This window comes from Spirillospora sp. CA-294931 (assembly GCF_050946795.1).
Lineage (GTDB): Bacteria > Actinomycetota > Actinomycetes > Streptosporangiales > Streptosporangiaceae > Spirillospora.
Window position 1 is genome coordinate 1,072,436 of the sequence record NZ_CP192006.1, and the last position, 14,427, is coordinate 1,086,862.

Here is a 14,427-nt window from a genome sequence, read left to right on the forward strand (position 1 = left end):
GAGCCACTGTTCCGTGCGGCGATGTCCTCCTATGCGCGCGGCGAATATCGCGAGGTGGAACAGTTCTGCGGGCAAGCCCTGAGCGCAACTGAAGACGCCGCGCTCACCGTCCGCATAATCCATCTGCAACTCACCGCGACCGAACTGTGGTGGTCCCTGCGCCCTGCGGACTCGGTACGGGCCTTGGTCGACATGGCGGTAAGGTTTGCGGAGGCCGATGGCGCCTCTGCCTTGCGTGCCATGGCCCGTAGTCTCGAAGGCCGCCTCCTGGTCGCCACCGGCAGCTTGCCGGACGCCATCATCGCCTTCGATGAGGCCGTCCGGCTCGGCGCAATTTCGGGAGAGCCACTGGCCCATCTGGAAGCCCTGGCGCACCAGGGCCACCACACCATCGGACGCGATTTGAATAAGGGCCGGGCTTTGCTAACGGAAGCTCGGCGTCTGGTTGACGGGCTGGATCGGCGTCGCGTGTCGGAGGAACCGCTGTTGGCCGTCCTCAGGGCCAGACTGGCGGGCTTGGCAGGCGTGGCAGACTTTGACGCAGGAAGGCTCGGTCAGGCCGAATCGTTGCTCACCCAATCACTCATCGAGTTGCGCGCTGTACACGCCGTCGACCACCTTGCGCTGACGTCCAACTTCCTAGGGCAATTGCTCACTGCAACAGGCCGATTTGAGGATGGCGAGCGCGTCCTGCTCCAAGCACTCGAAAGACTGTCGTGTATTGGTTCTCTGACCACTTACCAGGGCTACAACATGGCCTTGCTCGGCAAGCTCCATCTGGAACGAGGAGACCCTGATACGGCCGCTAGATGGATCCACGAGGGCTGGCGCCTTGTGCGACGCCATGCGCACGGTGGTTTCGTTCCCCTCGTCCGAAACTATCTGGCTGAATTGCTCATGACTCCCGGTTATGGTCGCTGCGATCTCGATCAGGCCAGAGCCCTCCTCGAGGAGACCATCGCCGAGTGCCGTAGCTCCGGATTCCAGCGTAGTGAGGTGGGTGCTCTGGCATTGCGAGCCCAGGCGGATCTCCAGGCCGGTGACGCCCACCGCGCATATGCAGCGAGCACCGCCGCCGTTCAACGGCTGGAGACTGCTGGATCGATGCCCGCGCTACGGACGGAAGAGGTCTATCTGATCCACCACCGCGTACTCCGGGCATTGGGCTCTCCAAAGTCCTCGCACTGGCTGGAACGGGCTAGGTCAGTCCTCCTGAACAAGTCGGCTTCAATCTCTGACGAAGTGCACCGCGCATCTATGCTTCGTCGAGTTCGGGTGAGCCGAGCCATCCTTGATGGCTCCGAGCCATATGCCTACGGCGGGTAGAGACAGGACGGGTGTCGGGCTTGGGATCGGTGGGTGCTCTTCACGCGGCGTCACCGTGTGCCCTACGAGTAGACGGTACCCACCAGGCAATCTCTGACGGTATTGACCGTGGTTCGGTGCTGGGTGAGGGTCGGGGGGTGGCGTGGATGCATGGGAGGAGCAATCTGATGCAAAGCACCAGCGCTGGCGAGGACGTGGCCGTTGCCTTCTACGTCAAGGACCCCGACTCAACGACCAGGGAGACCTGTGAGACCTTCTGGATGACCGATCGTGCGTCGTGGGTTGTTCAGGGGAAGCGGGGTGGTGTGGAGGTGTCTCGGCAGCTTGTGGGTTTGGCTGAGGATGAGACCTTCTGCGAGGTCTCGGAGCGGACCGTGAACACGTTCGTCGTTGCGTTTGTGAAGGAGCGATACGGACTCGATCTTGGCCAGGCCGCCCTACGAGCTCAGACAAACTCTTCCGGGGAAACCCGTGAGACGTTCTGGGCGACCGATCGTGCGTCGTGGGTTGTTCAGGGGAAGCGGGGTGGTGTGGAGGTGTCTCGGCAGCTTGTGGGTTTGGCTGAGGATGAGACCTTCTGCGAGGTCTCGGAGCGGACCGTGAACACGTTCGTCATCGCGTATGTGAAGGAGCGCTATGGAGCCGATCTCAGCGAAGCGGCGCCGGGAACTGCTTGACGCGGCACGCGAGGTCCTGAAGATCGAGCTTCTGGATCGCTATCCAGTGGATGCCGAGCAGTTCGCCGCGTGGCAGGCCGGGGACACCGAGAAGGTCGCCGCTTCGTATGCGGCGTGGCGCGACGAGATGGCAGCCGACAGCGCGGCCGGGGTGATCTTCAAGCGCGTTCGTGTGGTGTCCGAGCCGTTGTCGGAGTATCAGCGGATGGCCGTGGAGTGGTCCGGGTTGGGCGTGGAGGCTGGGGAGCAATTGCGATGGTTGCCGCGGCGGCTGGTGTCAGCGGTGCCGTTGCCCGGCAACGACTGCTTCGTGATGGACCGGACGAGCGTGATGTTCAACGTTCACGACGGTGATGGGGTCATCGCGGAGAACCAGGTCAGCGATGCCCCCGACGTACTGCGGTTCTGCCTGAAGGCGTTCGAACGCGCCTGGGAAATGGCGACCCCGCATGACCAGTACAAGCCTGGCTGAGCTCGGCGTTGTCGGAACTGCAACCGTCGGACGCGGCGAGGCGCGTGTTTGGTGTCCGGCTGCGTGACCTGCGTCTTGATGCTGGCTTCAAGAGCGGCCGGGCGTTCGCTGCTGCCGTCGGGCTGCACCCGTCGAAGGTTTCGCGCGCCGAGAACGGCAAACAGCATCTGCCTGATGAGGATCTTCGTGCGTGGGCGCGTGTATGCGGCGCCGAGGACCAGATCGGGGAGTTGATCGCCGCCAACCGGCAGGTCGAGCAGATGTGGTCCGAGCACCGTCGTGAGTTGCGGGTGGGGCAGTCCACGATTCAGGCGCGTGGCTTGGCTCTGTATCAGCTGGCCAGGCGTGTGTGTGCCTATGAGTCCCTGCATGTGCCGGGCATTCTCCAGACCTACCGTTACGCTCGCGCCCAGCGGCTGGTCACGGCGATCTTGCATGGACTGCCGCTGGCTGACGTCGACGAGGCGGCCCGCCACCGTCTCAAGAGCCAGGTTCTGATCACCGAGGGCGGCGGGCCGACGTTCTCGTTCGTCTGCGAGGCGTATGCGCTCTACACCGTGCTCGGCGGCGACGTGGAGATGATGGTCGAGCAGTACGACTTCCTGATCGAGGCGGCGAGCAAGCCGCACGTGAGCTTGGGGATCATCCCGCTCGGCGTGCCTAGGACCCTGTATCCCAACGAGGGGTTCTATCTGTTCGACGACCGGCAGGTACGCCAGGATTTCTGGTCTGGTGCATTGGAGACCGAGCAGCCGGCGGATATCGCGCACTTCACCAGGGTGTTCGGGGTGCTCCGCCAGCATGCCGTCTATGGTGCCGCCGCGCGGCAGGAGATCGAGGTCGCGAGAAGCCGCCTGCAATCATCTGCAACGCCCTAGCCGCCGCTGAGCGCCGGACGTCAGTGTCGAGGGACGACAGATCCCTGACTCCGTCGGGAGGGCGGCCTTGGTTTGTGTGATCCAGATGCGCGGCCACTACGTGGCTGGCTTCGTCTCCGAGGCGCTGGGGCCCGCGCCGGAAGGAGCACGCGGGGTCAGCCGTGAGCTGGTCACCGCGCAGGTGAACCCACCGGCGGCGCTGACCGAACTCCGTCGGCGGTTCCAGCTTTGGCACATCCTCGCCGACTCGGAGGCACGACCGCCGAGATGGATCGGCTGGCGACCCAAACACCCCGTGATCACTTGCGACAGCCCAGACGCGCTCGCAAATGAGCTTCGGCGGCGGGAGGAGGCGGGGCGGCTATGAAGGTGATGATCTGCCTGTCGTGTCGATGCTCGGAGGCTGACCGCGAGCGTTCTGCGGCTATCAAGCCTTTGCATGACCCTCCCGTGATCTTGTGTCGCCTGCTGTGAGGCTCGCCCGGGGACCTGCCCGCCAACAACCCAGCAAGGAGCGCAAGGTTGAGCACCGCAAGCATTGACCGGGCCGCTACGGCGGAGAAGTTCCGCAACGCCCTGGTCGACGAGATTCTGGCCGACCACCAGGCCCAGGGCCGGGTTTTGCACCTCAGTGTCGAGCGTGCGATGCGGAAGGTACCCCGCGACCTGTTCACACCGGGTGTGACGTTGGAGGAGGCGTATGCGAACACTGCGGTCATCACGAACCGGCGTGGCGGGGAGACCATCAGCTCGGTTTCCGCGCCCTATCTGGTCGCGGAGATGATCGGTCAGGCTGTCGATGCGCTTGGCGAGCTAGAAGGTCGAGCGGTGCTGGAGGTCGGTAGCGGTGGATACAACGCGGCGCTCCTGCGGGAGCTCGTCGGCCCATCAGGGTCGGTCACGACCGTCGACATCGACCCTGACGTGACCGATCGGGCGGCCGCCTGCCTGAAAGTCGTCGGCTATCACGACGTCATCGTGGTGTGCGCGGACGCCGAGCACCCGGTCGCCCGTGACCGCCGCTACGACCTGATCATCGTCACCGCAGGCGCGTGGGATGTGCCCGACTCCTGGCGCCGGCAGCTCAATAACGGCGGCGTACTCGTCGTGCCGTTGCGCACCTTCGGGATGACCCGATCGTGGGCACTGCGGCGCTTCGGGGACCAGATGGTCAGCCAGAGCCATCGCTTGTGCGGTTTCGTCTCGATGCAGGGTGACGGCGCCCATGAGATGCAGTATCTCGACATCGCCGACGGTGTTCACTTGCGACTGGATGAGGACCAACAGGTCGATCCCGCTGACGTCGCTGATCTTCTCGTCCAGCCCCGCCACCAAGTGTGGGCCGAGGTGAGCTTGCCGCCCCGCACCGTGCTGTCCGACCTGGATCTCTGGCTGGCGAGCCGCCTTACGCGCGAGCCGGCAGAGTTCGTGGTCCTGACGGCGCAGGAGGAGGCCGTCGAAGCTGGCATCGTCGCGCCCTCGTGGCGGTTCGGTGTCCCAGCCGCTTTCGAACAAGGGGCTTTCTCCTACCGGTCAGCGCTGCGCTGGACCGATCGGCTGTTCGATCCGGGCGTATGCGCCCACGGCCCGGAGGCCGAAGGGGCCGCCGAGCGGATGGTCGAGCACATGCGCGCTTGGGTGGACGCGGACAGCCCGTCTCCGGCTCTGCATGTCCTCGCGGCACAAACCCCCGACGGCGACCTGCCAGACGGGACGGTTCTGGACAAGCGTCACAGCCGCTTCGTCCTGAACTTCACCTCCAGCCCCCAGGAGAAGGGAACCCGCTGAATGGACGACAAGGATTACGAGCTGGACTTGCGCCTCGTCGATGCCGGGCCTGCTGCCAATGGTCACGCCACCAGCACCGATGACGGCTGCGGCTCGGGTAACACGGGCTCGGACGCCTGCTCGGGCGGCGGCTGACCTCCGTCCCTACGGGCCCGGTCGCCGAAGGGGCCGGGCCCTGTCGTCGGTTCAGCTGTGCGAGCCAGTTTCGTCAACCCTGGAGCGGTGAGCCCCAATGTTCGACGCGGCAGATGCGGCTTTGATCAGGGCCGCCGCCTACCCCCACGATCTGGCCCTTCCCGCGTGGCCGGACCTGACGGCGGCCCACCCCGACACGTGGCTGGACTGGCTGGGAGAGGCATGGACGCTGCCGGGATTCGAGACCGCCGTGACCTGCGCCGCGCCGCAGCTGGCCAGTCAGATCACCCGCGTTCTGGCCGGCCATCCGATCCGGACGCGCAGGCTACGACGCCTCGTGGAGGCGACAGTCAGGTACGTGCTGCGGTGGACGACCCGCCCGACCCCGTTCGGCCAGTTCGCTGGAGTGGCGCCTGTCGAACTCGGATCGCGAGCGGCGGTGCGCTGGGGAGAGCGACACCACGATGTCACGCGGCCTAACCACCGCTACATCGCCGAGCACACCACCGCGGCTGAGCGGGATATGCCGACGCTTCGCACGGCCGAGGTGGTGACGAACAACTTGGGATATCAGCGTGGCGCGGTGTGGGTGCTGCCCTGCGCCCGATCCGAGGACGACCGGATGTGGGATGTCGAGATTGCTCTGACCGGTCCCGTGCAGATGGCGATCGAGTCAGCTCGGCGGCCGACCGCGTTCGGGGAACTGACCGCAAAGCTGGGCGACGAATCGCCTGCCGGGAGAGCGGAAGCCGAACGGTTGCTTGCGGCACTGGTGCACGTGGACGTTCTGCTGTCGACGATCCGTCCATCCATGACCGTGACTGACCCAGCCGATCATCTGGCCCGCCGCCTCACGATACGCCAGTTCGATCTGCCCGACCCCGGCGACCAGATCATTCTCGACCGACGTATCGACTGCTCGGTGACGCTACCCCCTGCGGTCGTCAATGAGGCGCGAGCGGCCGCCCAGGCGTTGGTCGCAGTGGCGCCGCCCTTGCCAGGCTGGGCCGCCTATCATCGTGCGTTCATCGAACGGTGGGGCCCAGGCGCGGCCGTACCGCTCCGCGACGTCCTGAACATCCTGGGGTTCCCCGCTGGCCACCGAGGATCATCCCGCCGCGATCCAGCAACCTTCACCACCCGCGACGCTTTCCTCATCGAGCTTGCCCAACGGTCCGTCCTGGACGCCTGCGCCGAGGTGGTTCTCGATGACGATCTGATCGCCGCTCTGCGCGGCGACGACGACCGGCCACCGATCCCGCACACAGAGCTGCGATTCACCCTCGCCGCCGCCACACCTTACGACCTTGATCAAGGCGCCTTCACCTTGACGGTCGTCAGCGGCGCTCGCCACGCTGGGGTCGCCGCCGCTCGCTTCCTGCACTTGCTCAACTTCGACGAACTTGCACGCTTTCGTAGCGTCTACGCAAGCTTGCCAACCGCCGAGCCCAGTGCTGACCTCGTGCAGTTGTCTGGGCCTCCGCTGGAGGGCAGCCTGACCATTCTTGCGCGCACTCCCGAGCTTCTTCCCGTCCTGGCGGTGGGTGAGCCGCACTCCGACCCGGCCTGCACACTGGAGGACCTAGCGGTCGCTGGCGACGGATGGCGACTGTGGCTGGTGTCCCGCGTCACTGGGCGACCGGTCGAACCACTGCTGCTGAACTGTGTGCTCCCGAGCCTCCAGCAGCCGCTCATCCGGTTCCTGGCCGAGATCTGGACGGCATGGACCGCCCCCTGCAGCAGATTCGACTGGGGACACGCTCGCGACCTGCCGTTCCTGCCCCAGATCCGGCGGGGGCGCTCCATCTTGCACCCGTCACGCTGGATAGTCCCCGCGAGCGCATTGCCCACCCGAGCCGCGACGTGGCTGCAATGGCACAAGGCATGGCAGCAGCACCGGGAACGCCAGCGTCTACCTCGCCAGGTGCTGATCGGCGACGGTAACGGTCGCGGCGACGTTCGGATGCGCCTCGACCTCGACGAGGACGCCCACGTGGCCGTGCTGCGCAGTCACCTCGACCGAAACACCAACGCCGTCCTCACCGAAGCTCCCGAACCGTCCGGCTGGATCGGCGGCAGACCAGCCGAACTGCTGCTCACGCTCACCCGAACATCGCTGAGCGACCAGTCCTCAACCCAGCGCCAGGCTCGACCGGTCCAACGCGCCAGCACTCTCCAGCACCGGCCTGGACTGTCCCGGTGGCTGGATGCCCGGTTGTCCGGCCGAACCGACTGCATCCTGGCCGCGCTGGCAGAACTCCCAGGGCTTCGGGTGGGCTGGTGGTTTCTGCGCTACCCCGATCCCACACCGCACATACGCCTGCGCATCCCGCTACGTGACCCCGATGCCTTCGCCCCTGCGACACACGAGCTCGCCGTGTGGGCACAGAGGCTGCACGAGGACGGACTACTGGCCGACTACACGCTGGCCACCTACCGGCCCGAAGCCCGATACGGAAGCGGGCCAACCCTTGCTGCAGCCGAAGCGGTGTTCGCCGCCGACTCCCGGGCCGTCCTGCACCGCCTGTCCAGCAAGGACCGGCAGGCAGCCACCGCCGCCGGGATGATCGCCATCGCGTACGGCTTCACCGGCGACGGTGCGCGCTGGCTCGTCGAACACGTCCCTCATCACAGCGGCCGCCGCCTGGAGGCCGCTCAACTCGCCCACACCCACCACACTCACGACGACCTGACTGCTCCGCCAACCACGGAGCTGACCACGGCGTTGGCCAGTTACCAAACTCTGGCCGACCAGGGCGGCCTGGACACCGATCAACTACTGGCCGACCTGCTCCACCTTCACCACGCCCGAATGATCGGGGTGAACACCGCCTCCGAACGGCACTGCCTACGCCTGGCCCGCGCCATCGCCCGCACCGACCTTCTGCGCAGAACGCCATGACAGCGGGACAGTCCCTGGCTGAGGGAGCTGCCGGCATCGCTCTGCTCCATCTGGAAACGGGCGCATTGAAGGCAGCATTCACGGCGCTGGAGGCGGCTGTCGCCGAAGGCGTCAGCGTCGCAGTCGACGCCAGCCTCTACTACGGCGCTCCCGCCCTGGCGTTCGTCCTGGCCGCATCCGACCACCCAGGCATCGCCCGAGCCAAAGCCGTCGCCGCTACAGGGGCCGCCACGGTCGCGCGCCAGCGCCTGGAAGCCGCCCACCGCCGCATCGATCAACGCCAGCGACCGCTCTTCTCCGAGTTCGACCTGATCCGCGGGCTGACCGGGCTCGGCGTCACCTTGCGCAGCACCGGCGACCTCGATCTCCTGCACGAGGTCCTGATTTACCTGGTCCGGCTTACCGAGCCCATCGAAGGCCTGCCCGGCTGGTGGTGCCCCACCGGCCCCAATCGCAACCAGCCCGGACCCGCCGGGGGACACAGCAACCACGGCATAGCGCACGGAATCACAGGGCCGCTCACACTGATGTCGCTCTGCACAATCGACGGCATCAAGGTCGAAGGACAACGCGCGGCGATCATGCGAATCTGCGCCTGGCTGGACCAGTGGGGGCAGAAGTCCAGCTCCGGTGCGTGGTGGCCCGAGATCATCACACTCCAAGACCTGGACCGCGGCAACACCAGCCAGCAGGGCCCGCTGCGGCCATCCTGGTGCTACGGAACCCCAGGCATCACCCGCGCCCAGCAACTCGCCTCCCTCGCACTAGGCGACACCCAGCGCCAGCGCAGAGTCGAAACCGCATTCACCGCCTGCCTGAACGACCCCCAGCAACTCAAGCGCCTCACCAGCCGCGGCCTCTGCCACGGAACCGGTGGACTCCTCACCGTCGGACGACGAATCGCCGCCGACGCCCTCACACTGACGTCTGTCACACCGCTGCTGACCCTGCACCAACAGGCACCCGCCGCAAGTGACGAACCACACGGCCTACTCGACGGCGCCGCCGGAGCCATCCTGGCAGCCGTGGGCATCACCACCGGCTGGGACGCCTGCCTCCTGCTCGCCTGACCGCTTGCCCGATCGAAAGGTGTGACCGTGAATGAGACCCCTTGGAAGCAGGTGAACATCGCCTTCCCCGGCCGAGACCCACGTGATCGAGAACACCAGGCCACCACCCACTTGGCTCGGGTCCTTCCCGCTGCTCAGACCAGGGGACTCATTACCTCGTGGTTCTTCGTTCGCAAGGGCCGCTGGCGCGTCCGCTATCTCCCCGCCGAGGCCAGCTGCCGCAGCCAGCAAGACGACCACGGCGTCCACCGCACGCTCACTCGTGGTGTCGACTGGACCTGCGACATCTACGAGCCAGAAACCCACGCCTTCGGTGGCACCACCAGCATGGGCACCGCGCACCAACTGTTCCACGCGGACAGCCACTACCTGCTCGGCTACCTCGGCAACGCCCCAACCGACCGCAGAGAACGGTCCCTGATCCTCTGCACCGCACTCATGCGAGCCGCTGGCCTAGACTTCGGCGAGCAAGGCGACGTTTGGGCTCGCCTCGTCGAACAGCGGGGTGCGCTGCTCCGCCAGCAACCATCACCCACGACCTGGGCCAGCTTCACTGACGATGTCCAGCAACTCCTCCTCGGCAACGCCTGCCCAGACGAGGGCACCGCCGACTGGCTCGCCGCATTCGAAGAAGCAGGTGCCCGGCTGCGGACGCTGCGAGAAAGCGGCCAGCTCACACGAGGAATCCGCGCCATAACCGCCCTCCAAATCATCTTCCACTGGAACCGCCTGGGAATCCCCGGCCCGACACAAGCCGAACTCGCCCAAGCCGCGAAGGAAGCCGTCTTCGGCACTGCTCCTGATACCTCCCGCACGGTGCTCACAAGCGTTCCGCTCCCCAATCCTCGCCGGCCTTCCTCCGAACGAAGAACTAGACACCGCTAACGATGGTGCTTCTTCCAGGGCTTCGTTGAGACGGCGTGGCGTGCGGGTCCGCCATCGCTGGCAGCTTCCTGTTTGCCGCCATGTGTCTTCGGACTCATCGGTATGTCTCATCGCGGGCCAGCTTGAGTAGGTGGGGGAGTTCGCGGGCGTGGTTGAGGACTGGGATGCCGTCGGGAAGGCCGGGCGGCCGCCGCCGGTCAGGTGTGGTGAGCGCGGCCTTCATCCCGGCGGCGAGGGCGGCCAGGACGTCGGAACGCGGCTCCGGGCCCACGTGCAGGATCTGCTTGGGTGCCATCTCGCAGGTGTCGTGCACTGCCATGAAGTACTCATGATGGGGCTTGGGCTGTCTGAGGCGATTGGCATCCAGGACGAGCGCGCCGGCGTCTCGAAGCTGCTGCGGAACGCCTGCCAGCTCACAGGATGTGCTGGCACTGCAGGTAAGGGTAACGGCGACTGAGACTCCCAGTTCGCGAACTCGACACAGGCACTGTGCGGTGTCGGGATGCAGGGGGTAGTGGCCGTGTTTGTCCGGTTGACCGGCGGGGGTGTCCAGGACGCGCTCGTAGCTCAGGACCACGCACTCGATCCCTGACGCTGCTGCGGCCGCGTGGGAGATCGACAGCGTGCTCCGGGTCAGCGCCTGAGTGACCGCACCGCCTGAGGGACGGCGGCCTTTCCTCGGACCGGAGGTGATGACGAGGTTGGCCGCGATCTGCTCATATGTCAGGCCTGAGGCGCGCAGCTTGTTGGCGTAAGCGATCATGGCGTTGTCGAGCAGGCGGCTGTTGTGGCCTTCCTGGGGACGAGAGGAGCGGAAGTCCGCCACAACCGGCGCGGACCACCCTTGCGCGCGGCACCAGTCCAGCCACAACCGCAGCGCGACGCGAGAGCTGGTCCGAGTCGGGGCCGCGCTCTTTCCCCAACGTGCGATCACCGCGTCGGCGAACTCGGCCTCAGTGACGTTGGCGAGCCTGCGGGTGGGGCCGATCACCCTGCATACTGACCGGATCTTGTGTGCGTAGCTCTGTCGAGTCCGGTCACTCGTGATGTGCGGTGAGGCCAGGTATGCCTCAGCCGCCTGTGTCATGGTGGGATCCATATTCATTGGAGGGCTCTTTCTCCGAGCTCGGGAAGCCGGGTCGCTGATGGGTTTGGTGATGGCCGTCGAGGTGCCGCCGGACGGCCGAGTGGTTGCCTATTCGCCTCGCGGGGGGATGTGAGGCGTTCGAGTTGTACTCAGGGGCTGGGCGTCTCTGCGTATCTGGGCGCGGCTAGAAGGTCCCTCGGGGCGCCGGAGGTTCGTCTAGGCGAGGCGCTCGGGGACGTCGGCGTTCCGAGGGAGTGCTTTCCGGGCGCGTCTGGGAGACCTGGAACGTGAACGGGCGTGTAAGCGTCCGCTCGATCACCTCCTGCTCGCGGGTTGTGGCGGTCTGTTGGTACTGGCAGATCAGTTGATCCAATTCGATGAGGTCTTTGCTGAAGAGCTGGGTCTCTGAATTCCATGCCTGCCACAGATCTGCGTACTGCCGGGCTATCTGCCAATCGGGATGGCGCTTGCGCACCCAGGCGAGCAGGACGGTCCAGCCCTCGTCCGGTGGCTCGGGCTGAGGTCGGAGATCATGCGGGGCGCTCGACGGCTCGTTACTTTCGGCGGGTCTGGCGTGCTTGCCGGGCCGACCGCCGAAGAGGCGTGTAAGAATCTTGAGGTTGCCGCCCGCTCGCGGACGTTGTTGCTTACGCATCGGCGCTGTCTCCGTGGTCGACTGGCGGGTTCGATCGGGCTTCCTTGCCTTTGTTGACAGTTTGCTAGTCAATTCCTTCTGAACACCTCCGCTGCCTTCTTCATGGCATCTGGATCTGTCTTGGCTAGGAGGTCGAGCAATCCATCGGCATTTGACGCGGTGAGGTGGCAGCGGCCCGTGGCCCGCCAGACTCCATTCCTGTCCTGTTGAATGTGCCAGGCTGGAAACATTTCTTGCAGGAACAGTTCGACCACTTCTTGTCGCCTCTTGCGACGTCGGGTCTTCCAGAAAATTGTGAAGATCCTTATTGGCGCCGTAGGCATCTTGCTCCTCCCTCCCGGAGTCTGGTGAAGTTGTCTATGGGGTGGTTGGGAGAGCGGCGCATACCCACTTGCCGGTGGGGGTTGTCGGTTCCACCCAGTACCGAGAGGCCAGGGTCTCCACGATCGAGAGCCCCCACCCGCCGTTTGCATCGAAGTTCTCTTCGGCTAGATCCAGAGTTTCTAGGGTGAGAAATGGGCGCTTTCGCGCGGGCTGGAGACGGCTGGAGTCCCAGACGGCAAGGACGACTTCTCCAGACCTTTGAGCCAGATGGAGTTTGATCACTTCTGTCGGATCTGAAGCCTCTGTCGCATTGGTGGCTAGTTCCGACACGATCAGTGAGGCGTTCTCGACGTGGACGGCCAGGTTCCATTCACTCAGAACCTCTGCGACTCGATTGCGCGCAGTGCCAACAGAAGCCGCGGTTGCGGCAAGATCGCGCGTCGTATTCGTGGTCGTCGCCGCTCCAGCGATCAATGATCGGTTCACCGTGGCCTCCTTGCCCCGCCGTTCCTGCTTCGCTGGGTGTGACCAGCGGAGGTCCGACTGTGGTCACGAGCAGCGGCTCTGGCAATCGCAGGTGTTCCACGTATTTTCAGAACCCGCGTCCGGGACGCGGATCAAGGCACTGTTCTCGCGCTCAGGCCACGGGTTCTGACTGAGTTATTCACAGTCCGTGATTTGAACGTCATGGCCGTCTAGCCTCAGAGATGAGATCGCGCACTGATCGGAGGGAACATGGCCCGCGGTGAGCACCGCCCCTCATGCGCCAAAACCTGGCGAATCAGGGCAGAGTCGGAGAACTGGCCTTCGTGGGAGACGGTGCAGGCGATCCATCGATGCTGCGGCGTCAGCCTGCTCAAGGCACACCGGCTAGAACGTGGATGGACCGCTGGGGTCGCGGTTCAGGAGCTTCAGGACCTCTGCCGACTGCATCACTTCGAGCCGCCGAAGGCCAATGTCGATCTGCTCAACTCGTGGGAGAACGGCCGGTCCAGGCCCCGCCCCGAGACGCTCGACCTGCTGGCGCGGCTGTACAAGTCCAACGCCATCCGGCTTGGTTTCGTCGCTGACTATGGCGAGATCGCAGATGGCGGCAGCGTCATGCCTGAGGCGCGGCCGATCTCAGGTCTCGTGAGTCGTCCGATGCCAGGTGCGCCCGACTCCAGACCTGTTCCGGTCGGCCGCGTTCAGCCCATGGGGTTGTTCTATCGAGGGCTGCACGGCGGCGAGCCGGAGACGGCCGAGCTCCTGGCTGAGGTCGAGCGGCTTCGACAGGACATGGATCGGGTGCTGGCCACAGCGACGGTCACCGAGGACCAGATGGACCGCTTGGACGAGGCGGTGCTGCGGTACAGAACTGAATACCTGCGTGTGCCACCGCTGCCGATGCTGTGTCAGCTCATGCTTGAGTTCACGGACGTGCACACGCTGATGTCCCAACGGCAACCCGGGCCTGTGCAAAGGCGTTTGTCCTACTTGGCCTCCGTGCTGGCAGTGCTCAGCGCCGATGCATTGATGAAGCTCGGCGATCTTCGGCAGTCACGGGCCTGGTACGGCACAGCGAAGACAGCCGCAGATGACACGGGTGATCCCTGGCTCCGCACGCTCGTCCGAGCGCAGGAGGCCATGCTTCCGTACTACTACGGCGATCCGGGCGAGACCGTGCGGCTTGCGGTTGAGGCTCAGGGAATCGCTCGAACGGTGTCAGGTTCGCCGACCGCGCTCGCCGCGGCGGCCGAGGGGCGGGCGCGGGCACGCCTTGGTGACCACAAAGGAGCGGAGGTTGCTCTGGCCCGGGCTCGGAGCATTTTCGGCAAGCTCAATCCGCCAAGCAAGGTGAAGCGCGCCTTCGACTTCACGGAAGAGCGTCTCTACCTCTACCTGAGCGGTGCTCATGCGTATCTGCCGTTTCCCGATCAGGCGGCGGACGTGCAGAAACGGGCCCTTGAACTGTGTAATCAGTCGGGAACGCCGAGCATCGATCCGGCACTGATCAATCTGGATCGCGCCACGAGTCTCGCGATGCAACGCGATGAAGGCAACGCGTGCGAACTCGTGGAGCAGACCATCCTGGCGCTGCCACCGGAGCACCGGACTTCCATCGTGTTCGTACGGGCACGTGACGTGCGACGTGCCCTGGGGCCAGAGCGGCAGACACGGGCATTGCGTAGCCTGGACGAGACGCTTCGTCTGGAAGCGGGCAATTGATGACTGTCCGCAACGGAAGG

The 14,427-nt window shown here is 65.4% G+C and carries 14 protein-coding genes; 10 read left to right on the plus strand and 4 right to left on the minus strand.

Annotated elements, in window-relative coordinates:
• The first annotated feature begins 21 nt into the window (after window positions 1-21).
• The 9 genes from ACQPY4_RS05145 (at window position 22) to ACQPY4_RS05185 (ending at window position 10,133) form a co-directional block, all read left to right on the plus strand.
• Window positions 22-1,326 carry a hypothetical protein gene (locus ACQPY4_RS05145; RefSeq protein WP_433332944.1) on the plus strand — a complete coding sequence of 435 codons (1,305 nt, stop codon included), beginning with the start codon at window positions 22-24 and terminating at the stop codon, window positions 1,324-1,326.
• A 167-nt stretch (window positions 1,327-1,493) separates the two neighbouring features.
• Entirely contained in the window at window positions 1,494-2,003 is a 510-nt protein-coding gene (locus ACQPY4_RS05150; protein ID WP_433332946.1) for a hypothetical protein, read from the plus strand.
• Entirely contained in the window at window positions 1,963-2,475 is a 513-nt protein-coding gene (locus tag ACQPY4_RS05155; RefSeq protein ID WP_433332948.1) for a DUF6879 family protein, read from the plus strand. Before ACQPY4_RS05150 ends, ACQPY4_RS05155 begins: the two co-directional genes overlap by 41 nt.
• Window positions 2,476-2,483: 8 nt before the next feature.
• Window positions 2,484-3,353 carry a helix-turn-helix domain-containing protein gene (locus ACQPY4_RS05160; RefSeq protein WP_433332950.1) on the plus strand — a complete coding sequence of 290 codons (870 nt, stop codon included), beginning with the start codon at window positions 2,484-2,486 and terminating at the stop codon, window positions 3,351-3,353.
• A gap of 522 nt (window positions 3,354-3,875) precedes the next feature.
• Entirely contained in the window at window positions 3,876-5,141 is a 1,266-nt protein-coding gene (fxlM, locus tag ACQPY4_RS05165; protein WP_433332952.1) for a methyltransferase, FxLD system, read from the plus strand.
• Window positions 5,142-5,276 carry an FxLD family lanthipeptide gene (locus tag ACQPY4_RS05170; protein WP_433332954.1) on the plus strand — a complete coding sequence of 45 codons (135 nt, stop codon included), beginning with the start codon at window positions 5,142-5,144 and terminating at the stop codon, window positions 5,274-5,276. It begins immediately after the preceding gene.
• A 97-nt stretch (window positions 5,277-5,373) separates the two neighbouring features.
• On the plus strand, window positions 5,374-8,178 hold the full coding sequence (locus tag ACQPY4_RS05175; protein WP_433332956.1) for a lantibiotic dehydratase: 2,805 nt from the start codon (window positions 5,374-5,376) through the stop codon (window positions 8,176-8,178).
• Window positions 8,175-9,248 carry a lanthionine synthetase C family protein gene (locus ACQPY4_RS05180; RefSeq protein WP_433332958.1) on the plus strand — a complete coding sequence of 358 codons (1,074 nt, stop codon included), beginning with the start codon at window positions 8,175-8,177 and terminating at the stop codon, window positions 9,246-9,248. The genes ACQPY4_RS05175 and ACQPY4_RS05180 overlap by 4 nt, the downstream gene beginning before the upstream one ends.
• Before the next feature lie 27 nt (window positions 9,249-9,275).
• The gene (locus tag ACQPY4_RS05185) at window positions 9,276-10,133 is read left to right on the plus strand and encodes a thiopeptide-type bacteriocin biosynthesis protein (protein ID WP_433332960.1); all 858 of its coding nucleotides are present in this window, start codon (window positions 9,276-9,278) and stop codon (window positions 10,131-10,133) included.
• A 94-nt stretch (window positions 10,134-10,227) separates the two neighbouring features.
• On the opposite strand, the gene ACQPY4_RS05190 is transcribed toward ACQPY4_RS05185, so the two are convergent.
• The 4 genes from ACQPY4_RS05190 to ACQPY4_RS05205 form a co-directional block, all read right to left on the minus strand.
• Window positions 10,228-11,124 carry an HAD hydrolase-like protein gene (locus ACQPY4_RS05190; RefSeq protein ID WP_433332962.1) on the minus strand — a complete coding sequence of 299 codons (897 nt, stop codon included), beginning with the start codon at window positions 11,122-11,124 and terminating at the stop codon, window positions 10,228-10,230.
• Between the two features lie 280 nt (window positions 11,125-11,404).
• The gene (locus ACQPY4_RS05195; RefSeq protein WP_433332964.1) at window positions 11,405-11,875 is read right to left on the minus strand and encodes a hypothetical protein; all 471 of its coding nucleotides are present in this window, start codon (window positions 11,873-11,875) and stop codon (window positions 11,405-11,407) included.
• 68 nt (window positions 11,876-11,943) lie between these two features.
• Window positions 11,944-12,129: a hypothetical protein gene (locus ACQPY4_RS05200; protein ID WP_433332966.1), complete on the minus strand. Its 186-nt coding sequence runs from the start codon at window positions 12,127-12,129 to the stop codon at window positions 11,944-11,946.
• A 103-nt stretch (window positions 12,130-12,232) separates the two neighbouring features.
• On the minus strand, window positions 12,233-12,685 hold the full coding sequence (locus ACQPY4_RS05205; RefSeq protein WP_433332968.1) for an ATP-binding protein: 453 nt from the start codon (window positions 12,683-12,685) through the stop codon (window positions 12,233-12,235).
• Window positions 12,686-12,934: 249 nt separating this feature from the next.
• Between ACQPY4_RS05205 and ACQPY4_RS05210 the strand changes: the two genes are divergently transcribed.
• A complete protein-coding gene (locus ACQPY4_RS05210) occupies window positions 12,935-14,407 on the plus strand; it encodes a helix-turn-helix domain-containing protein (protein WP_433332970.1) in 1,473 nt (490 codons plus the stop codon).
• The last annotated feature ends 20 nt before the right edge of the window (window positions 14,408-14,427 follow it).